This window comes from Egicoccus halophilus (assembly GCF_004300825.1).
Lineage (GTDB): Bacteria > Actinomycetota > Nitriliruptoria > Nitriliruptorales > Nitriliruptoraceae > Egicoccus > Egicoccus halophilus.
The window spans coordinates 150791-170319 of record NZ_CP036250.1; the positions used below are offsets into that span (position 1 = coordinate 150791).

14 protein-coding genes are annotated in these 19529 nt (G+C 73.6%); 7 read left to right on the top strand and 7 right to left on the bottom strand.

Annotation, left to right across the window (positions count from 1 at the left end; genetic code table 11):
• Nucleotides 1-88 precede the first annotated feature (88 nt).
• Entirely contained in the window at nt 89-940 is an 852-nt protein-coding gene (locus ELR47_RS00730; RefSeq protein WP_130648148.1) for a DUF8083 family protein, read from the bottom strand.
• A 175-nt stretch (nt 941-1115) separates the two neighbouring features.
• Here ELR47_RS00730 and ELR47_RS00735 point away from each other — a divergent pair, with 175 nt between their 5' ends.
• On the top strand, nt 1116-2186 hold the full coding sequence (locus ELR47_RS00735) for a Glu/Leu/Phe/Val family dehydrogenase (protein WP_229730422.1): 1071 nt from the start codon (nt 1116-1118) through the stop codon (nt 2184-2186).
• Between the two features lie 83 nt (nt 2187-2269).
• Here ELR47_RS00735 and ELR47_RS00740 read toward each other — a convergent pair whose 3' ends face one another.
• Complete coding sequence (locus ELR47_RS00740) at nt 2270-5128, bottom strand: S8 family serine peptidase (RefSeq protein WP_165403754.1); 2859 nt, start codon at nt 5126-5128, stop codon at nt 2270-2272.
• A gap of 249 nt (nt 5129-5377) precedes the next feature.
• Nucleotides 5378-6421: a phosphoribosylformylglycinamidine cyclo-ligase gene (gene purM / locus ELR47_RS00745; protein ID WP_130648150.1), complete on the bottom strand. Its 1044-nt coding sequence runs from the start codon at nt 6419-6421 to the stop codon at nt 5378-5380.
• 215 nt (nt 6422-6636) lie between these two features.
• Here purM and ELR47_RS00750 point away from each other — a divergent pair, with 215 nt between their 5' ends.
• On the top strand, nt 6637-7584 hold the full coding sequence (locus tag ELR47_RS00750; RefSeq protein ID WP_130648151.1) for an alpha/beta fold hydrolase: 948 nt from the start codon (nt 6637-6639) through the stop codon (nt 7582-7584).
• A gap of 56 nt (nt 7585-7640) precedes the next feature.
• On the opposite strand, the gene ELR47_RS00755 is transcribed toward ELR47_RS00750, so the two are convergent.
• Nucleotides 7641-8315 carry a DsbA family protein gene (locus ELR47_RS00755; RefSeq protein WP_130648152.1) on the bottom strand — a complete coding sequence of 225 codons (675 nt, stop codon included), beginning with the start codon at nt 8313-8315 and terminating at the stop codon, nt 7641-7643.
• Nucleotides 8316-8488: 173 nt separating this feature from the next.
• Entirely contained in the window at nt 8489-8908 is a 420-nt protein-coding gene (locus tag ELR47_RS00760) for a hypothetical protein (protein ID WP_130648153.1), read from the bottom strand.
• A gap of 164 nt (nt 8909-9072) precedes the next feature.
• On the opposite strand from ELR47_RS00760, the gene ELR47_RS00765 reads away from it, so the two are divergent.
• Nucleotides 9073-12954, top strand: coding sequence for a homocysteine S-methyltransferase family protein (locus ELR47_RS00765; protein WP_130648154.1), 3882 nt, complete (start codon nt 9073-9075; stop codon nt 12952-12954).
• A 245-nt stretch (nt 12955-13199) separates the two neighbouring features.
• Entirely contained in the window at nt 13200-13412 is a 213-nt protein-coding gene (locus tag ELR47_RS00770; RefSeq protein ID WP_130648155.1) for a hypothetical protein, read from the top strand.
• 163 nt (nt 13413-13575) lie between these two features.
• On the opposite strand, the gene ELR47_RS00775 is transcribed toward ELR47_RS00770, so the two are convergent.
• Complete coding sequence (locus tag ELR47_RS00775) at nt 13576-13788, bottom strand: CsbD family protein (RefSeq protein ID WP_130648156.1); 213 nt, start codon at nt 13786-13788, stop codon at nt 13576-13578.
• Between the two features lie 346 nt (nt 13789-14134).
• Between ELR47_RS00775 and ELR47_RS00780 the strand changes: the two genes are divergently transcribed.
• Nucleotides 14135-14815 carry a flavin reductase family protein gene (locus ELR47_RS00780; protein ID WP_130648157.1) on the top strand — a complete coding sequence of 227 codons (681 nt, stop codon included), beginning with the start codon at nt 14135-14137 and terminating at the stop codon, nt 14813-14815.
• Between the two features lie 22 nt (nt 14816-14837).
• Here the strand turns inward: ELR47_RS00780 and ELR47_RS00785 are convergent, their stop codons facing one another.
• Nucleotides 14838-15446 carry a hypothetical protein gene (locus ELR47_RS00785; protein ID WP_130648158.1) on the bottom strand — a complete coding sequence of 203 codons (609 nt, stop codon included), beginning with the start codon at nt 15444-15446 and terminating at the stop codon, nt 14838-14840.
• 358 nt (nt 15447-15804) lie between these two features.
• Between ELR47_RS00785 and ELR47_RS00790 the strand changes: the two genes are divergently transcribed.
• A complete protein-coding gene (locus tag ELR47_RS00790) occupies nt 15805-18483 on the top strand; it encodes a bifunctional acetate--CoA ligase family protein/GNAT family N-acetyltransferase (RefSeq protein ID WP_130648159.1) in 2679 nt (892 codons plus the stop codon).
• Between the two features lie 173 nt (nt 18484-18656).
• Nucleotides 18657-19523: a methylenetetrahydrofolate reductase gene (locus ELR47_RS00795; protein ID WP_229730424.1), complete on the top strand. Its 867-nt coding sequence runs from the start codon at nt 18657-18659 to the stop codon at nt 19521-19523.
• The last annotated feature ends 6 nt before the right edge of the window (nt 19524-19529 follow it).

Genomic DNA, 19529 nt, shown 5'->3' on the forward strand with positions numbered 1-19529 from the left:
TTCCCCACCGTCGTGCCGAGGTCGTCTCCCGACACCACGCTAGTCCACGGCCGTCCGGCCGTCGCGGCGGACGCGCGCTCGCCGGCCGTCAGCTCGCGTGCTGCTTCGCCCGCCGGTGGGTCCAGCGTGAGCGTGCCGCCCCGTAGCGGGCCGCGGCGCCGAACAGGTCGCCGGACGCCAACGACTCGACCGCCTGCCACAGCTCCGCACCGGTGTGGTCGCCCGCCAGCTCGTCGCGGGTGAGCAGCCGCGACACGCCGCCGTAGTCGAGCTCCAGCAGCGACGAGGGGTCGAAGGCGTCCACCCAGGCCGCGAGGCCGGCCAGCGCGGCCAGCACGTCCTCGCCGTCCTCGACCGTGGCCTCCACCACCTCGATGGCCCGCTCCAGGCGTTCGGCGGCCTTGTCGATGGTGGTGAGGTAGGCGAGCCGGGGGCCGGCGCCCTCCGGCGGGTCGGTGAACCGCCGCTCCTCGGGGTCGAACGCGAGGAACCAGTGCAGCGGCACGGCCCACGGCTCGTCGAGGATGTGGGGGACCCGTCCGGTCGAGGACACCTCCGCGAGGCGGTCGAGCGCCCGCAGGTCGGGCACGAAGGCGCCGACCAGCCGTTCGGGGATGGTCCGGCGGAACGCCTCCATCGCCATCGCGGCCCGCAGGTCGAGCTGCAACGGGCACAGCAGGATCCGGGTCCCCGCCCGCCGCACCAGCGCGGCGTCACCGTCGAGGGAACTCCCGTCGAGCCCGTCGCCGTCCACGGCGCGGCGTGCCAGCGGCGAGCGGCCGGTCAGCAGCCGGGCGGCGGTCGCGCCCGCCTCGGCCTCGGCGACCTGCCGGCGGTTGAGGCCCCGCCCGGCGGCGACGTAGCTCGACCAGCGTTCGCGCTCGCGGGGAGGGAACGCCTCGAGCGGGGTGAACACGCGCAGCTGTGCGACCGGGACCATGCGGCGACGGTAGCGAACGCCGCAGGTCCCGAGCGCCACCCCGGCGTTACGCTGCTCGGACGGCGACGCCCGCGACCCGGGCGTGCCGACCACTGGGAGCGTGCCGTCGACGGTGCGGGTGGGACGGACCGTCCCGCGACCGCCCGGGCACGGACGAGACGAACAGGAGCACGCGGTGGAGGGACCCTTCGCCCGCTTTCAGGGCCACGAGCAGGTGGTCTTCGGCAACGACGAGGAGACCGGCCTCAGGTGCATCGTCGCGATGCACTCCACGAAGCTCGGCCCCGCCCTCGGCGGGACCCGGTTCTACCCCTACGACAGCGAGGACGAGGCACTGACCGACGTCCTGCGCCTGTCGCGGGCGATGTCCTACAAGGCCGCCTGCGCCGGTCTGGACCTCGGCGGCGGCAAGGCCGTGATCATCGGAGACCCGGCCGAGCTGCGCACCGAAGCGCTGCTGCGCGCCTACGGGCGGGTCATCGAGTCCCTCGGCGGCCGCTACGTGACCGCCTGCGACGTGGGCACCACGCCGGCCGACATGGCCGTCGTGCGCCGGGAGACGCGTTGGGCCACCGGCGCCGAGGAGGTCCACGGCGGCTCGGGCGACTCCGGGGTGCTGACCGCCTACGGCGTCTACCTCGGGATGAAGGCGGCGGCACAGGCCGCGTTCGGCACCGACGCCCTCGGCGGCCGGCACGTCGCCGTGCAGGGGTTGGGCAAGGTCGGCGCGCGTCTGGTCGGCCACCTCGTGGACGAGGGCGCCAAGGTCACCGCCGCCGACGTCTCCACGGCCGCGTGCGAGAAGGTCGCCTCCCTGCCCGGGGTCGAGATCGTCGACGTCGAGGACGTCCTGCTCGTCGACGCCGACATCGTCTCCCCCAACGCGCTGGGAGCCGTCCTCGACGCGGGGACGATCCCGCAGTTGCAGGCCCGCGTCGTGTGCGGTGGGGCCAACAACCAGCTGGCCACCGAGGAGGACGGCGACCACCTCGCCGATCGCGGCGTGCTCTATGCCCCGGACTTCGTGGTCAACGCCGGCGGCCTGATCAACGTCTCCGACGAGCTCGAGCCGGGCGGCTACTCCGCCGCACGCGCGCACCAGCGTGCCGATGCGATCCCGGCGACGCTGCACGAGATCATCGCGGAGTCGCGGACGCAGGGTGTGTCGACCGAACGCGCCGCCATCACCGTCGCCGAACGTCGTATGGCCTCGGTCGGTGGCCTGCGCCGCATCTGGCTGCCCTGACCGCGTCCCACGACGTCCGACGGGTCCGGGTCCGCGCCGTGCGCGGACCCGGCCGTCGTCGGAGCGGGCGACGTCGGCGGGTCTCAGCCGGCCCGGGTCAGCATCGAGGCGGCCTGCGCCCGGGTGACCGGGTCGCCCGGGCGGTAGCGGCCGTCGGCCCCTCCCGAGACGATGCCGTGGCGCTCGAGTGCGGCGATGGCGCCGGCATGGACGCTGCCGGCCGTGTCGGTGAACCGTGAGGTCGGGTCGCTGGTGTCCAGGTCGAGGCTGGCGGCCAGTACCGCGGCGATCTGCCCCCGGGTCACGGGGATGCCCGGGCGGAAGCTGCCGTCGGTGTGGCCCCGCATCCACCCCGCCCGGGTGACCGCGGCGATCGGACCGGCGTGCACGCTGCCCGCCGTGTCCGTGAACCCGCCGTCGCCCTCACCGCTCAGGCCGTGGCTGCGCGCGACGATCGCCGCGACCTGTCCGCGGGTGACGGTCCGGGCCGGCGCGAACACGCCGGGCGAGACCCCGTGCACCGTCCCGCGGGCCTGCGCACAGGCGACCGCGGCGGCGTGCACGTTGGCGCGCACGACGTCGGTGAACGGGTACGGGTCGGGCACGACGTCCGCGCCCAGCGAGGCCGCCACCTCACGGCCGTCCGCCCGCGAACCGGCCAGGTGCAGCGTGCGGGCGCAGGCACCCACGCCCGTGCCGCGCAGCGAGACCGTGAGCGCGAGCCGGCCGTCGCCGCCCACCGTCCCCCGTCCGAGCAGCTGCGGTCCGCCCGACAGCCACAGCGCCACCGTCGAGCCGGGCGCGAACCCGGGGCCCGCGACGGTCAGCGCGCCGGCGCCGTCGAGCCGCAGCGGGCTGCTGCCGGCGGGCGGCAGCGTGGACGTCAACGTCAGGTCGAGGCCGGCGCCGGTGGCCCGCACCCCGCCGGCCACGGCGGTCACCCCGAGCGCGGCGGGCTGGCCGTCGATCGATGCGCGCGCGGTCCCGGGGGCGACGCTCGAGATGGCGGGCACCGCGGCCGGCGGACCGTCCGGGTCGGTCGGCCCCGGCTCCGTCGGGTCGGTCGGGTCGATCGGCCCCGGCTCCGTCGGGTCCGTCGGGTCGGTCGGGTCGCCCGGCCCCGGCTCGGTCGTTGCCGGCGGCTCGGTGGTCGTGATCGTCACGGCCGCGCTGGACGTGAAGCCGGCCGTGTTGCGCACCTCGTACACGAAGCGGTCCTCGCCGGCGGTCGAGCCGGCCGTGTAGCGCACCCGCCCCCCGCCGACCGAGACCGTCCCGTGCGCGGGGGCCGTGGCGATCGTCACCGTCGAAGGGTCGATGGGGTGGGTCGGGTGCGGGGTGTCGTTGGCCAGCACGTCGAGGGTGACCGTCGTGCCGCCGACCACCGTGGCGGTGTCGGCGTTGGCCTGGAACGTCGGCGGCGTGATCACCTCGACGGTGACCGGCGCGGACGCACAGCGGCGGGAGGTCACCGCGCAGACCTCGTAGTCGAGGTGGTAGCGACCCAACGCCTGCCACGAGCGCGGCGTGTAGGCGAGGATCCCGTCGTCGAGGCGGCGCTGCCCGTGGGAGGTCCCGCGCAGGTCGACGCTCCTGCGGTCCAACGTGTCCCCGGCGCCCGCCCGGTCGTTGTCCAGCAGGCGGATCGAGGTGGTGTTCCCGAGCCAGGCGTAGGCATGGTCGGCGGTGGCCACCGGCGCGTCGCTCGGCGTCGGCGCGGCACCGGCCACCCGGGTGAGCAGGGCGGCGGCGTCGAGGCGGCCCGAACCGGCCCGCAGGGGCACCTCGACCGGGACGGCGGTGGCCACGGCCGCGTCGGTGAACGCCGCGCCGGACAGCCCGGGGTCCAGGGCGCGGGCCAGCCCGGCGACACCGGCGACCTGCGGGGTCGCCATCGAGGTGCCCTGGAGGGTGGCGTAGCCCGCCGCGATCTTCGCGGTCGGGTAGGTGCTGTAGTGGCTGCCGGGAGCGGCGAGATCGATGGTCGGGCCGAAGTTGCTGTAGACGGCGCGCCTCGTCGGGTCGTCGGCCGACGTCGCGGCGACCGACAGCACCCCCGGGGAGTTGGCGGGGTGGTAGTGGCTCGCGTCGATGCTCTCGTTGCCGGCGGCCGCGACCACGATGCGCCCCCGGCTGACGGCGTAGGCGACGCCCGCCTCCAGCGTGCTGGTCGTGTGGGGGCCACCGAGCGAGAGGTTGATGACGTGTGCCCCGCGGTCCACGGCCCACTTGATCCCGGCCGCGATGTCGACGTCGGTGCCGTAGCCGGCGTCGTCGAGGACCCGGACCGGCAGGATCCGGCACCGCCAGCAGGCGCCGGCGATCCCCGTGGCGTTGTTGGCGGCGGCGGCCGCGATCCCGGCGACGTGGGTGCCGTGGCCGTTGACGTCGACGTTGCCGCCCGGGCGGCGGGCGACGGCGTCGTAGCCGGGCAGCAGCTTTTCGGCCAGGTCGGGGTGCCCTCCGTCCACACCGGTGTCGAGCACGGCGATGACGACGTCGGCCGCCCCGGTGGTGTGCGCCCACGCCTCGAACAGTCGCGAGTCGTCCAGCACCCGTCGCTGCTGTGCGGTCACGGCCGGGTCGTTCGGGCGCACCCGACCGGCGGTGCGGTAGATGCGGACGGGTTCGCCCTCGACCTCGTCGGCGTCCTCGGCCGGCACGTCGACGGTGGCGCGCCCGAAACCCTCGGCCAGCACCGGGTCGAGGTGGACGACCGATCCGGCCGGCAGCGACGGCAGCTCGTCGAGCTCCACCACGAGGCGCTCGACGTCGTCGGACACCTCGCCGAGCGGTCCGGTCGAGGTGGTGACCCTGTCGGGCACCGTCGACGCGGCGGCGCTCGTGGTCCTCGGTCGGGCCGGCGTCGACGGCGCGGCGGCGGCGGGGACGGCCGGAGCCAGACAGGCGGCGACCAGCAGGGCGGCGAACGATCGGCGCATGGACGACCCCGGACGGGCGGGCGCACGAGGCGACCGGCACGGTGACTGGCGGCGACCGGACACGGCGGGTCCCCGACCAGGTCGTCGGCCGCAGCTCGGTGCGGCTGAAGCGTCGCCGGGTGAGACGTGCGCTGGGCGGGCGAAGCCCATGCCACGGCGCGCGGCACGGGTGGGTGCCGGGCCTCGGGCGCGGCGCGCGCCCGTGCCCCGGGCAGGAGCCGTGGACCGGTCGGACGGGACGCCGGGCGGTCAGATGCCGGTGAGCCTGATGGTGTCCTCGTCCGGGGTCGCGTCCTGGATGCCGCCGAAGATCCACGCATCGAGGCCGCGGTCGGCGAGCAGCGTCACCGCGGCGTCGGCCACGTCGGGCGGCACGACCGCGACCATGCCGACGCCGCAGTTGAACGCGCGCCACATCTCGTCGGTGCGCACCGGTCCGTGCTCGGCGAGCCAGGGGAAGATCTCCGGCCGGGTCCACGTCGAGGTGTCGACCGTCGCCGACAGTCCGGGAGGCAGGATGCGCGGCAGGTTGCCGGGCAGCCCGCCGCCGGTGACGTGGCAGAAGGCGTGGACCTCGACCGCGTCCTTGAGCGCCAGGCAGTCCGCGGCGTAGATCCGCGTCGGCTCGAGCAGCTCCTCGCCCAGCGGACGTGACAGGCCGTGCGGCTCGGCCAGGTCGAGTTGCCCCACGATCCGACGCACGAGGCTGTAGCCGTTGCTGTGCAGGCCGGACGACGCCATCGCGAGCAGCAGGTCACCGGGGCGGACCCGGTCCGGACCGAGGATCTCGTCCCGTTCGACGACGCCGACGCCGAACCCGGCGAGGTCGAACTCGTCCTCGCCGAGCAGACCCGGGTGCTCGGCCGTCTCCCCGCCGACCAGCGCACAACCGGCCCGGGTGCAGCCCTCGGCGATGCCGCGCACGAGAGCGGCGACCCGCTCGGGCACCAGCCGGCCCACCGAGACGTAGTCGTTGAAGAACAACGGTTCCGCGCCGGGGACGACCAGGTCGTCGACGACCATCGCGACCAGGTCGATGCCGACCGTGTCGAGCCGGTCCATCCGCCGGGCGAAGTCGACCTTGGTGCCGACCCCGTCCGTGCCCGACACGAGCACCGGCTGGCGGTAGCGCGTCGGGTCGAAGGCGAACAGGCCGCCGAACCCGCCGATGCTGCCGAGCACCTCGGGGCGGTAGGTGCGTCGCACCGCGTCCCCGATGAGCTCGACGCTGCGGTCGGCGGCGTCGAGGTCCACGCCGGCGTCGGCGTAGGAGACGGGCTCGGGGTGGGTCATCGTGCGGCCTTCGCGGCGGGCGTGCGTCGTGGCCGGCAATCCTCGCACGCCCCGGTGCCGGCAGCGAGCCGGCGTGTCTCGCAAGCCCACCTCGGGCGCGACGTGCCCGCCGGGGCCGGGTCGGCGATGGTGACCGTCCGGCTGGAGGACCGCCTCGGCCGACGGGTCGGACGCGGCACGGTGCCGGCCGGACGTGGACCGAGACCCGGGGGAGCATGACCGACGTGGACGCACTCGTGACCCATCGCCACCTCGACGTCGGTGAGCTGCGCATGCACGTCGTGGAGGCGGGCGAGGGGCCGCTCGTGCTGCTGCTGCACGGGTTCCCGGACTTCTGGTACTCGTGGCGCCGACAGATCCCGGCGCTGGTGGACGCCGGCCACCGGGTGGTGGCCCCGGACCTGCGCGGCTACGCGGACACGTCCGCGCCCGACGGGGTCGACGCCTACCGGATGCGCCACCTCGTCGGCGACGTCGTCGGCCTGCTCGACGCGCTCGGCGAGGAGCGGGCGAGCCTGGTGGGTCACGACTGGGGCGGGATGGTCGCCTGGGCGGCCGCCATGGCCCACCCGGACCGCTTCCCGCGGCTCGCCGTGTGCAACATCCCGCATCCGGAGACGTTCCGCGCCGCGCTCACCTCCAGCCGGCAGGCACTGCACAGCTGGTACGCGTTGTTGTTCCAGCTCCCGGTCCTGCCGGAGCGCGCCCTGGCCGTCCGCGACGGCTGGCTGTTGCGGCAGGCGCTGCGTTCGGGGGCGACGGACCCGGCCTCGTTCTCCGACGACGACCTCGACCGCTACGTCGAGGCGCTGACGGTGCGCGGCGAGCTGTCGGGACCGATCAACTACTACCGGGCCGCAGCCCGCGCCGGCCTACGCCGGTCCCGGCGGTCTGCGGCCGGCAGCGGCAGCGGCAGCGGCAGCGGCAGCGGCAGCGGCAGCGGCAGGGTCGAGCAACCGGTGCTCGTGCAGTGGGGCGAGCGCGACCACGCCCTGCTCGCGTCGCTGGCCGACCCGCCGCCCGACCTCGTGCCGAACGCCGAGGTGGTCCGCTACCCGTCGGCGGGCCACTGGGTGCACCTCGACGCGTGGCAGCAGGTCAACGACGCGCTGATCGGCTTCCTCGCTCCGGACGGGACCACGCCGTCCGACGAGCGCCCCTGAGCCCGGCACCGGTCCGCGTCCGCACCAGGCCGACTCCGGTCGGTCCGGCGGAGGGTTCAGGCGCGGCCGAGCAACGGGAGCTCGGGAACGCGGCGCAACTCCCGCTTGAGCTCGGCGAAGGACTCGTAGCGCGCGAGCGTGACCACGGCGTCGTAGAGCTCGACCGCCTGCTCGCCCTCGGGCACGCGCGAGATCACCGGGCCGAAGAACGCCGGGCCGTCGGGCGGCGAGAACGACAGCACCGGCGTACCCACGTCCTCGCCCGCCCGCGCGAGCGCCTCCTCGGTGTTCTGCCGCAGCACCGTGTCGAACCGGTCGGCGTCGGCCGGGGACACCTCCGCGAGCGACTCGGCCAGCCGAACCTCGCGCAGGGCGGCCTCGACGTCCACACCACGGTCGGCGACCGCGTGGCAGACGGCGTCGAAGCCGTCCTCGTCGGGCGGGTCGGCCTCGAAGATCCGCGACGAGATCGCCGTGTACAGCGGCCCGACGAAGCGGGCGCCGGCGTCCTGCTCGGCCGCCACGATCACCCGCAGCAGGTCGAGGCCGGTGTGGTGCAGCCGTCCGAGCGGGCTGTCCGGGTCCTCGGAGTCCTCGTTGAGGAACCACAGCGAGATCGGACGCCAACGCACCTCGATCGGTCGGTGACGGCGCACCTCCTCGATCCAGCGGGAGGTCTGCCAGCAGAACGGGCAGACCGGATCGAAGAAGAACTCGACGTCAGCGGCCACGGGCGACTCCGGAGGTTCGACGGGTCACCAGTGTGTGCAGCGCTGCGGTGCCCGTGACGCGCCGCCCCCGCCGTCCGACCGCGACGCACGTGCGTCCTGGTCCGACGAACCCGGGAACCGAACGCACGTGCGTCGGTCCCGCGTCGTACCGGGCGGGCCGGCGACCACCCCGGTCAGCGGCGTTCGCGGGGCAGGCGCCAACGGCGGCGAAAAGCCCGTTCGGCGTCGGCGAAGCTGTCGAGCGGGTCGATCACCGACTGGCATGCCTCGAGCAGCTCCTCGAGCTCCCGGGTCGAGGCGGCGACCTGGTCGATCTCGTCGGCGCCCTCGGTGGCCTCGTCGAGGGCGCGGGCGCAGTCCTGCCACTCGTGGTCGATCTCGTCGAGATGCCAGCGCGGCATCCACGCGCGGGCGTCGGTGACCGCCTGGCGGACCGCGTCGGTGCCGACCGCGATCGGGGCGGGCTCGACGCGACCGGTCGGCAGCGTGCCGAGCAGCACCCGGCGACCACCCTCGATCACCTCGGCGCAGTCGACGAACGCCCACCAGGCGTCGAGGTGGGACTCGGGGAGGTCGGGTTTGCGCTTGAACATGGGCGCGGACGCTACCCGCCCATGGGCACCTGCTCCCCACCGGCACCGGCACCGGCACCGGCGCCGCGGTCGAGCGGGCACTTGCGCTCTCCGGCGGTGCAGGTCTGCACCGTTTGGCACCGGTCGGGCCGGGTGGTTCGACGGCGGGGCGTAATCTCGTGCGCATGACTGCCCTGCCGCTACCGCCCCTGCCCGCGCATCCCTTCCTCGACGCCCTGCGCGAGCGGGTCGTCGTGTTCGACGGCGCGATGGGCACCTCGTTGCAGAACGCCGACCTGCACGCCGACGACTTCGGTGGCGAGGAGCTCGACGGCTGCAACGAGGTCCTGGTGCGTACGCGCCCCGACGTCGTCGCCGACGTCCACCGTGCGTTCCTCGAGGTGGGCGTCGACGCCGTGCAGACCAACACGTTCGGTGGCGCACCGTGGGTGCTCGACGAGTACGACCTCGGCGACGACACCGAGGAGCTCAACCGGCTCGCCGCACTGGTGGCCCGCGAGGTGGCCGACGAGTACGCCACCCTCGAGCGGCCCCGCTGGGTGGTCGGCTCGATCGGCCCGGGCACCCGTGCGCCGACCCTGTCGCTGGGCAAGGACCCCGCGACCACCAAGGACTTCATCGACGTCCCCACCATGGAGGACGGCTACCGGCGCCAGGTCCGCGGCCTGCTCGAGGGCGGCGCCGACGTGCTGCTGATCGAGACGGCCTTCGACCTGCTGGCGATCAAGGCCGCCGTCGCGGCCTGTGACGACGTGTTCGCCGAGCGCGGTGCGCGTGTCCCCCTGATGGTGCAGTTCACCGTCGAGAAGGACATCAACACGATGCTGCTCGGGACCGAGCCGCTGGCGGCCGTCGCCGCGCTCGACCCGCTGTCGATCGACGTGCTGGGCATGAACTGCGCCACCGGCCCCGAGGACATGCGCGAGCACGTGCGCACGCTGTCGCGCCACTCGCGCCTGCCGATCAGCGTCATCCCCAACGCCGGCATCCCCTACCTCGAGGACGGCGAGACGATCTACCCGCTGGACCCCGCCGGGCTGGCCGCGGCGCAGCGCGAGTTCGTCACCGAGTTCGGCGTCAACGTCGTCGGCGGCTGTTGCGGCACCACGCCCGCGCATCTCGCCGCGGTCGTCGAGGCCACCCGTGACCTCGCGCCGCGGCCTCGTCGTCTCGACCGCCCGGCCTACGCCCGACCGGGCGCCGCCGGCCGCCTCACCGCCCCGGACGACCACACCACCCCGCCCGACGCCATCGTCGCCGGTGGCGCGGAGGCGAAGCCGAGCACGCACGGCGCCATCGTCGCCGGTGGCGCGGAGGCGAAGCCGAGCACGCACGGCGCCATCGTCGCCGGTGGCGCGGAGGCGAAGCCGAGCACGCACGGCGCCATCGTCGCCGGTGGCGCGGAGGCGAAGCCGAGCACGCACGGCGCCATCGTCGCCGGTGGCGCGGAGGCGAAGCCGAGCACGCACGGCGCCATAACCGTGGAGTGGCGACCGGCGCTGGCGTCGCTGTACGCGCCGGCGACCCTCGAGCAGGACAACGCGTTCCTGGCCATCGGCGAGCGCGCGAACGCCAACGGCTCCAAGGCGTTCCGCCAGCTGCTGTTGGCCCAGGACTGGGACGCCGCGGTGCAGCTCGCCAAGTCCCAGACGCGCGAGGGCGCGCACGTGCTCGACGTCTGCGTCGACTACGTCGGCCGCGACGGCGTCCCGGACGTGGTCGCGATCGTCGACCGCTACGCGACCCAGTCGACCCTGCCGCTGGTCATCGACTCGACCGAGATCGAGGTGATCGAGGCCGCGCTGGTGCGGCTCGGTGGCCGGGCCGTCATCAACTCGGTGAACCTCGAGGACGGCCGCAACAAGGCCGACCGGCTGTTGCCGCTGGCCAAGCGCTACGGCGCGGCGGTCGTGGTGCTCGCGATCGACGAGGAGGGCCAGGCCCGCACCGCCGACTGGAAGGTCGAGGTGTGTGAACGCGTCGCCCGCATCGCCATCGACGAGTACGGCCTCGAAGCCCACGATCTGGTCTTCGACTGCCTGACGTTCCCGCTCGGGTCCGGGCAGGAGGATCTGCGCGGTGACGCGCTGGCGACCATCGAGGCCATCGAACGCGTCAAGCAGGCCGTGCCGGGCTGTTTCACCACGTTGGGCGTGTCCAACATCTCCTTCGGGTTGTCCCCGGCCGCCCGGCAGGTGTTGAACTCGGTGTTCCTCAAGGCGGCCATGGACCGCGGTCTCGACTCCGCGATCGTGCACCCGGGCAAGATCCTGCCGCTGCACCGCATCCCCGACGAGCAGGTCACGGTCGCGCTCGACCTGATCCACGACCGCCGTGGCCGCGCCGGCCTGGACGGCACCGCCCCCGACGACTACGACCCGCTGCACCGCTTCATGGCGATGTTCGAGGGCGCCACCGAGACGAGGACCTCCGCGGAGGACCTGGCCGCGCTTCCGGTCGAGGAGCGCCTGCAGCGACGCATCGTCGACGGCGACCGCGACGGCATGGAGGCCGACCTCGACGAGGCGCTGGCCGCGGGGCACGCCCCACTGGCGATCATCAACGAGCACCTGTTGGCCGGGATGAAGGTCGTCGGCGAGCTGTTCGGGTCCGGACAGATGCAGCTGCCGTTCGTGCTGCAGTCGGCCGAGGCGATGAAGGCGGCGGTCGGCCACCTCGAACCGCACATCGAGGCGGCCGGCGGTGGGTCGTCGTCGAAGGGCTCGATCGTGCTGGCGACCGTGCGCGGTGACGTGCACGACATCGGCAAGAACCTCGTCGACATCATCCTGCGCAACAACGGCTACGAGGTCCACAACCTCGGCATCAAGCAGCCGATCGACGCGATCCTCGCCGCCGCGGAGGAACGCGGGGTCGACGCGGTCGGCATGTCCGGCTTGCTGGTGAAGTCGACCGTGGTCATGCGCGACAACCTCGAGGAGATGAACGTCCGTCGCGTCGCGCACCTGCCGGTGCTGCTCGGCGGAGCGGCGTTGACCCGTGGCTACGTCGAGGACGACCTGCGGGCGCTGTACGAGGGCGACGTCTTCTACTGCAAGGACGCCTTCGAGGGGCTGCGGGTGCTCGACGCGGTGCTGAGCGCCCGCAGGCAGGGCCTCGAGGCACCCGAGGAGCTCACCGCCCGCCGTGAGCGCCGCACCCCGACGCGCACCCGCAAGGTCGAGCAGCCGCCGGTCGTCGACGCCCACGGCCGTCCGCGTTCCGCGGTGGCCACCGACGTCGCGGTCCCGACCCCGCCGTTCTGGGGGCAGCGGGTCGTGCGCGGCATCGGCGTCGACGAGGTGTGGCCGCTGCTCAACGAGATCGCGCTGTTCCGCAACCAGTGGGGGTTCACGCCGGGCGAGCTGTCCCCCGACGCGTACCAGGCGATGCTCGACGCCAGGGCCCGGCCGGTCGTGCGTGAGTGGCTCGACCGCGCCAAGGCGGAGAAGGTCGTCACGCCCGAGGTCGTCTACGGCTACTACCCGGCCAACGGCGACGGCGACGACCTGGTCGTGTGGGACCCGGCCGCGCCGCTGGAGAAGGAACTGGTCCGCTTCACCTTCCCACGCCAGGACCGGGGGCGGTTCCTCGACATCGCCGACTTCTTCCGGCCGCTGGACTCGGGCGAGGTGGACGTGCTCGGCGTCCAGGTCGTGACGATGGGCCGGCGGATCAGCGAGGTGGCGCAGGAGCTGTTCGCCGCCGACCGCTACCAGGACTACCTGTTCGCCCACGGCTTCGGGGTCGAGATGGCCGAGGCGCTCGCGGAGCTGTGGCACCGGCGGGTGCGCGAGGAGCTCGGCATCGCCGGCGAGGACGGGGCGACCAAGGAGGACTGGTTCCGTCAGGGCTACCGCGGCTCGCGCTACTCGTTCGGCTACGCCGCCTGCCCGGACCTCGAGGACCAGGCCAAGCTGTTCCAGCTGATCGACCCGGGCCTGATCGAGGTCGAGCTCACCGAGGAGTTCATGCTCCACCCCGAGCAGTCCACCTCCGCGATCATCGTGCACCACCCGCAGGCGAAGTACTTCAACGCCCGCTGACAACGCCCACCACCCGAGCCGCAGGGTGGGCGACGTCGATCGGATCGTGCACCACCCGCAGGCGAAGTACTTCAACGCCCGCTGACAACACCCACCACCCGAGCCGCAGGGTGGGCGACGTCCCGGTCCGATGGCCGCCCTCGGGCGAACGGGGGCACGCTACGGTCGCAGGCACATCGTCGACCGCGAGCGTGGGCGCCGTCCCGCATCGGTACGGCATCGACACCCCACCGTCAGGAGGCCCGATGGACCCCCGCATGCTCATGTCCGCCATCCCGTGGATCCGGCGCGCCTGGCGGATGCTGCCGCCGTCGCTGCGGCTGCCGGTCATGCTCCTCGCCGCCGCCGGTGGGATCTACTACGCGATCACGGGTCGCGAGGAGCTCAAGCACGCCATCCAGGAGGCGCGCGAAGGCCTCGGCGGCGCCCCGATCGACCAGCGCGACCAGCCGGCCTGACGACCGCCGACACCCGGGACGGCCGGCGCGACGAGACGTACGAGAAGGGCCACCGCACCGGTGGCCCTTCGTCGTGTCGGGGTACGCGGAGGAGTCTCCCGCGGCGCACCCGACGGTCGGCTGGCTCGCCCCGTCACGGAGCGGGCCCCGTCGAGCACGAACGTCAGTCGCGCTTGACCTGCTCGGACTTGGCGTCGGCCGCGTCGGCGCGCTTGTCGGCGGCCTCCTGCTCGAGGCGCTCGGCTTCGTCCTGCTTCTGGGCGCTCTGCTGCTGCGCCTCGCCCTCGCGTTCCTTCTCCTCGTCACCGGTCGCGCGGCCGGCGGCTTCCTTGCCAACGCCCTTGATCTTGTCGCCGAGGGAATCGCTATCGCTCATCGGACTGGCTCCTTGGTCGGCAGCGGCTGCTGCGGGGGCGTCACCGGACACGGCCCGACCCGAATCGCTCGTCGGTCTTCCTCGAGGCGGTTCGGGTCGCCCCCCGCCGGGCCGTGAGGTGGAACGTCCCCCACACAACCGGCTCCGCCCACGGTTCGCACGGCTGCTGCACGGCCGTTGGTGCGCCACGGACGGCGGTCCTGACCCGACGGGCGGGGGCGAGTCCGGCGCGTCGGACCCGACCGTCCGGCCGGTCACGACCGGTGCGCCGTGGCAGCCTGCACCCGCTCAGCCACCCGGCACGGCACCGCGACACCTGCCCTGACGAGACGACACCGGAGCCGTCATGTCCCCCGCGTCCAGCAGTCATCCCGCGCCGCCCGACCAGCTCGAACGGGACCTGGAGCTCGTGCCGGGCGACTGGGACCCGCGACAGGTGTACGCCCTGATGACCGGACTGGTCGTGCCGCGCCCGATCGCCTGGGTGTCGACCTTCGCTCCGAACGGTGTGCGGAACGTGGCGCCGCACAGCTACTTCAACGTGGTCGCCCACGAACCGCCGCACGTGGTGTTCAGCTCGTCCGGCGAGAAGGACACCCTGCGCAACGTCCGCGCCAACGGCGCGTTCGTCGTCAACCTCGTCACCACCGACGTCGTCGAGGCCATGAACCTCACCGCGGCCGACTTCCCCCCCGACGAGGACGAGTTCACCTGGGCGCAGCTGACCGCGGGGCCGGCCGTCGCGGTCGACGCGCCCCGGGTCGTCGAGGCGCGGGCGCACCTCGAGTGCCGCCTGGTCGAGGAGGTCCGGGCCGGCAACGGCCACCTGGTGATCGGCGAGGTGGTGCACGTCCACGTCGACGCGTCGGTGTGGCGCGACGGGCAGGTCGACGCGGAACTGCTCCACCCGGTCGCCCGCCTGGCCGGCAGCCGCTACGCCACCCTGGGCGAGGTGTTCGAGCTGCCGCGTCCGAGCTGGTCGCAGGTGCGCGACACCGCGCGCGACGAGGCGGTCCCCCGGCGCTGAGCGACGGAGCGGCCGTACGGACTCACGTCGACGTCGGGTCGTCGGCATCGGCGCCCTCGGACCACTCCGACCAACGGGCGCCCTCCTCGAACTCGCCGTCGGGCACTTCGCACTCGACCTGTTCGAGCAGGGCGGTGTCCTCGCTGAACTCGAGCACGCCGACGCAGCCCTCCTGCACGTCGGCGACGTGCACGACGGCCAGCCGCCACCACTGCGCACCGTCGTGCTCCCACAGCACCCCGACGTCGCCCTCGGTGGTGCTGCCGCGGGTCAACAGCGCGCTCGGCCGCCGCGTCCACAGGTCCTCGACGGCGTCGGGCAGGTTGTCGCGGTCCCAGCCCAACAGGCCGGGGGCCTCCCCGTCGCGGGCGACCACCTCGAGCACCCCGTCGAGGTCGCGGGCGTTGAAGGCCTCCGCGAGCTGTTCGAGGGCCTCCAGGGCGCTGTCGTCGGGCACGCCCGGCCGCAGTTCGTCCTCGAACAGCTCCCCGTCCGGGTCGTCGACGTGGAACCCGAACTCGTCCTCCGCCACGGTGCCGCGCTCGTCGTCGGGAGGCGCGCCCGCCGCCTCGGCGTCGAGTCGGTCGAGCCGGGCCTCGGCTCCGGCCGCGTGGCGGTCGAGGTCGGACACGGTCGCGTCTCCTCCCACTCGCGTGGTCCCGCCTCGCTCCGTCGGTGTCGGTGTCGCGGTGACGGGTGCTCGAACTCCCGCCGCCATGCTGCCGGTCGGGCGGCGATCCCACAAGCGGCCACTCGACGCCCGGCGCCGCAGCCACCCGGCGCCAGCGACGAGGCACGCGCCGCGGGCACCGACCGACGTCCGTGCCCGACCGATCCCGTGGACGACTCGACGGGTGCCGCCTGGCCCGCTTGGCTAGGGGCCCAACGGCCTCCCCCAGCGTGACCGACGCCTCCGGCGGCCCCTCCGTCCGGCCGCGTACAACGCTCGCCGACCCGACCGACGCCAGCCCTGCCAACGAGGCTCCCCGATGGATCACGAGCACGACCACGTCCTCCCCGACGGCACCACCGTCCGGATCCGCCCCATCACCCCGGACGACAAGCCGCTGCTGCTCGCGATGTGGGCCCGCACGTCGACCGAGTCCCGGCGCGCGCGCTTCCTCGGGCCGTTCAACCTCGACGAGTCCAACGTCGCCCGGTTCACCGACCTCGACCCGACGATGCAGTTCGCGCTCGTCGCCCTGCGGGGCCGCGGCGAGGGCCAGCAGATGATCGCCGTCGCCCGCTACGAGCGCGACCCGGACCGCATGACCTCCGCCGAGTTCGCCGCGCTGGTCGAGGACGCACACCAGGGGCGCGGCGTGGGGACGGCGCTGGTGCGTGGACTGGCGCAGGCCGCCGCGGACGCCGGCATCACCCACCTGTCGGGCGACATCCTGTCCGACAACACCCGCATGCTCAACCTCGTGCGTGAGCTCGGCCTGGAGTACCGCTCCGACCGGGACTTCGGCGGCGTCGTGCGCAGCGACCTCGAGGTCTCGATCACCGAGCGCTTCCTCGACGTCGTCGCCACCCAGGAACGGGCGGCGGCCGAGGCGGCCCTGAAGCGGTTCTTCCGCCCCGAGAAGGTCGCCGTCGTCGGCGCGTCGCGCAACCGGCTGTCGATCGGCGGGCTCGTCTTCGACAACATCCTCGAGGGCGGCTTCACGGGCGTGGTCTACCCGGTCAACCCCAACGCCCCCTACGTGCAGGGCGTGGCGGCCTACCCGTCGCTGTCGGACTGCCCCGACGTCCCCGACCTGGTCTACGTGTGCGTGCCCTCGCGGTTCGTCAACGACGTGGTCGACGAGGCCGGCGAACTGGGCGTCAAGGCGGTGTGCGTGATCTCGGCCGGCTTCTCCGAGGTCGGCGAGGAGGGCGAGGCGCTCCAGGACGACCTGATGGAGCGCGCCCGCGGCCACGGGCTGCGCATCGTGGGCCCCAACTGCATGGGGCTGCTCAACGGCAACGCCGACGTGCGCATGAACGGCACGTTCAGCCAGACCTTCCCGCAGCCCGGCCGGGTGTCGATGTCGTCGCAGTCGGGCGCGCTGGGCCTGGCCGTGCTCGAGCACGTCAACAACCTCGGCCTCGGCATCTCGACGTTCGTCTCCGTGGGCAACAAGGCCGACATCTCCGGCAACGACCTGCTCATGTACTGGGAGCAGGACACCGACACCGACGTGATCCTGATGTACCTGGAGTCGTTCGGCAACCCGCGCACGTTCTCGCGGGTGGCCCGCCGCGTGTCGCGGCAGAAGCCGATCGTGGCGGTGAAGTCGGGCCGCACCTCGGCCGGCGTACGGGCGGCATCGAGCCACACCGCGGCGATCTCGTCGGGTGACACCGCGGTCGAGGCGCTGTTCCGCCAGACGGGCGTGATCCGCACGGACACGCTCGAGGAGATGTTCGACGTCGCGACGCTGCTGTCCAGCCAGGGGCTGCCCAGCGGCAACAAGGTCGCGATCCTCACCAACGCCGGCGGACCCGGCATCCTGGCGGCCGACGCCCTGGAGGCGAACGGGCTCGAGGTGCCGCCGCTGTCCGACCGCACCATCGAGCAGCTGCGCGAGTTCCTGCCCGCGGAGGCCGGGGTGGGCAACCCGGTCGACATGATCGCCTCCGCCTCCCCGGCGTCCTACGCCCGGGCGATGGAGGTGCTGGGCAACGCCGACGAGATCGACATGGTCTTCGTCATCTTCATTCCGACCGGCACGACCGCCACCGAGGACGTCGCGAGCTCGCTGATCGAGGCGAAGGCGAAGCTGCCGGAGTCGGTCCCGGTCGTCAGCGTGTTCATGTCGGCGACCGGCATCCCGACCGACCTCGCCGAGGCGCAGATCCCCTCGTTCGCCTTCCCCGAGGCGGCCGCCCGCGCGATGGGCCGGGTCGCGACCTACTCGTCGTGGCGCCGCCGGCCGCTGGGCGACGTGGTCGAGCCCGACGGGCTGGACCGTGACGGGGCGCGCCGGATCGTCGACCGCGCGCTCGCCGACGCCGGCGAGGACGGCACCCTGTGGATGAGCTCCGAGACGGCCGAGGAGCTGCTGCGGACCTACGGCGTACCGCTGGCCCGCTCCCGCGTGGTCGCCGGCGCCGAGGCGGGTGCCCGCACCCAGGAGGAGTTCGGCACACCGGTCGCGGTCAAGGTCGCCGCGCCGATCCACAAGACCGACGTCGGCGGCATCGAGCTCGGCCTGGACTCGCCGGAGGCGGTCTCGGAGGCGATCGAGCGCATCCGCACGGCGCTGATCGAGGCCGACCTGGCCGAGCACGCCGACGCCTTCCTGATCCAGGAGATGGTCGGCGACGGGCTCGAGATGGTCGTCGGGGTCACCCACGACCCGTCGTTCGGCCCGATCGTGATGGCCGGCATGGGCGGGACGCTGGTCGAGCTGTTGCGCGACGTCAGCATCCGCATCACCCCGCTGACCGACCAGGACGTCGAGGACATGCTGGCCGACCTGCGCATGGCGCCGCTGCTGACCGGCTACCGCGGCGCGCCGCCGGCTGACGTCACCGCGCTCAAGGACCTGCTGTTCCGCATCAACGCCATGGTGGAGGACCTGCCGGAGGTGGCCGAGCTCGACCTCAACCCGATCTTCGTCCGTCCCGACGGGCAGGGCGTGGTCGGGGTCGACGTCCGGCTCAAGCTCGCCCGCAGCTGACGTCGTCGCCACGGCGTGCCGGCCACCGCGCCGGCACGCCGTGACGCCGCGTCCCACCACCACGCGGGCGTACGCCTGCGGTTGCCACCCTTTGCCCGGCCGCCCGGCCGTGCGGCCGGCGCGACGCCCTAGGCTCGCCCGCTCGGCGCTGCCCGGTGAGCTGGAGGTCGTGCGTGCCACGGATCGACGAGCTGCTCGCCGCGGGCACGACCTTCTCGTTCGAGTTCTTCCCGCCGCAGACCGACGCGGGCGAACGCAAACTGCGTGACACGCTCAACGAGCTCGAACCGCTCGGCCCGTCGTTCGTGTCGGTCACCTACGGCGCGGGAGGCTCGACCCGCGAGCGCACCCACCAGATCGTGGTCGACATGCTCGAGCGGACCACGATGACGCCGATGGCGCACCTGACCGCGGTCTGCCACACCCGTGACGAGCTGGCGGCCATCCTGGCGCGCTACCGCGACGCCGGCGTGCAGAACCTCCTCGCCCTGCGCGGCGACGCGCCGCGGGACGTCGCGCCCTTCTGGGAGCTCGAGCGGGCGGTCGACCTCGTCGAACTGGCCCGTGAGGTCGGCGGTGGACAGTTCGCCGTCGGGGTCGCGGCCCACCCCGAGGGGCATCCGGCCTCGCACGACCTGACCGACGACCGTCGGCACCTGGCGACCAAGCTCGCCGCAGCCGACTTCGGCGTGACGCAGTTCTTCTTCACCGTCGAGGACTACCTCGACATGGTCGAGCAGCTCGCCGGCCTCGGCTGCGACACCCCGGTGGTCCCCGGCGTCATGCCGGTCACCAACCTGCGGCAGATCGAACGCTTCGCCGAGCTGTCGGGCGCGGTGTTCCCCGCCGACCTGGCCCGACGCCTGCACGCCGTCGAGGACCGTCCCGACGAGGTCGCCCGCATCGGGACCGAGGTCGCGACCGAGCTGTGCCAGCGGCTGTTGGACGCCGGCGCGCCCGGTCTGCACTTCTACACGCTCAACAGCTCCACGGCCACGCGCGAGATCTACGCCAACCTCGGCCTGCCCGTCGCGGGCTGAGGACCG

Bases quoted from the DNA above. Each gene is read 5' to 3' on its own strand.
- ELR47_RS00730 (WP_130648148.1), bottom strand. From the start codon at position 940: ATGGTCCCGGTCGCACAGCTGCGCGTGTTCACCCCGCTCGAGGCGTTC.
- ELR47_RS00740 (WP_165403754.1), bottom strand. From the start codon at position 5,128: ATGCGCCGATCGTTCGCCGCCCTGCTGGTCGCCGCCTGTCTGGCTCCG.
- purM (WP_130648150.1), bottom strand. From the start codon at position 6,421: ATGACCCACCCCGAGCCCGTCTCCTACGCCGACGCCGGCGTGGACCTC.
- ELR47_RS00750 (WP_130648151.1), top strand. From the start codon at position 6,637: ATGACCGACGTGGACGCACTCGTGACCCATCGCCACCTCGACGTCGGT.
- ELR47_RS00760 (WP_130648153.1), bottom strand. From the start codon at position 8,908: ATGTTCAAGCGCAAACCCGACCTCCCCGAGTCCCACCTCGACGCCTGG.
- ELR47_RS00765 (WP_130648154.1), top strand. From the start codon at position 9,073: ATGACTGCCCTGCCGCTACCGCCCCTGCCCGCGCATCCCTTCCTCGAC.
- ELR47_RS00770 (WP_130648155.1), top strand. From the start codon at position 13,200: ATGGACCCCCGCATGCTCATGTCCGCCATCCCGTGGATCCGGCGCGCC.
- ELR47_RS00775 (WP_130648156.1), bottom strand. From the start codon at position 13,788: ATGAGCGATAGCGATTCCCTCGGCGACAAGATCAAGGGCGTTGGCAAG.
- ELR47_RS00780 (WP_130648157.1), top strand. From the start codon at position 14,135: ATGTCCCCCGCGTCCAGCAGTCATCCCGCGCCGCCCGACCAGCTCGAA.
- ELR47_RS00790 (WP_130648159.1), top strand. From the start codon at position 15,805: ATGGATCACGAGCACGACCACGTCCTCCCCGACGGCACCACCGTCCGG.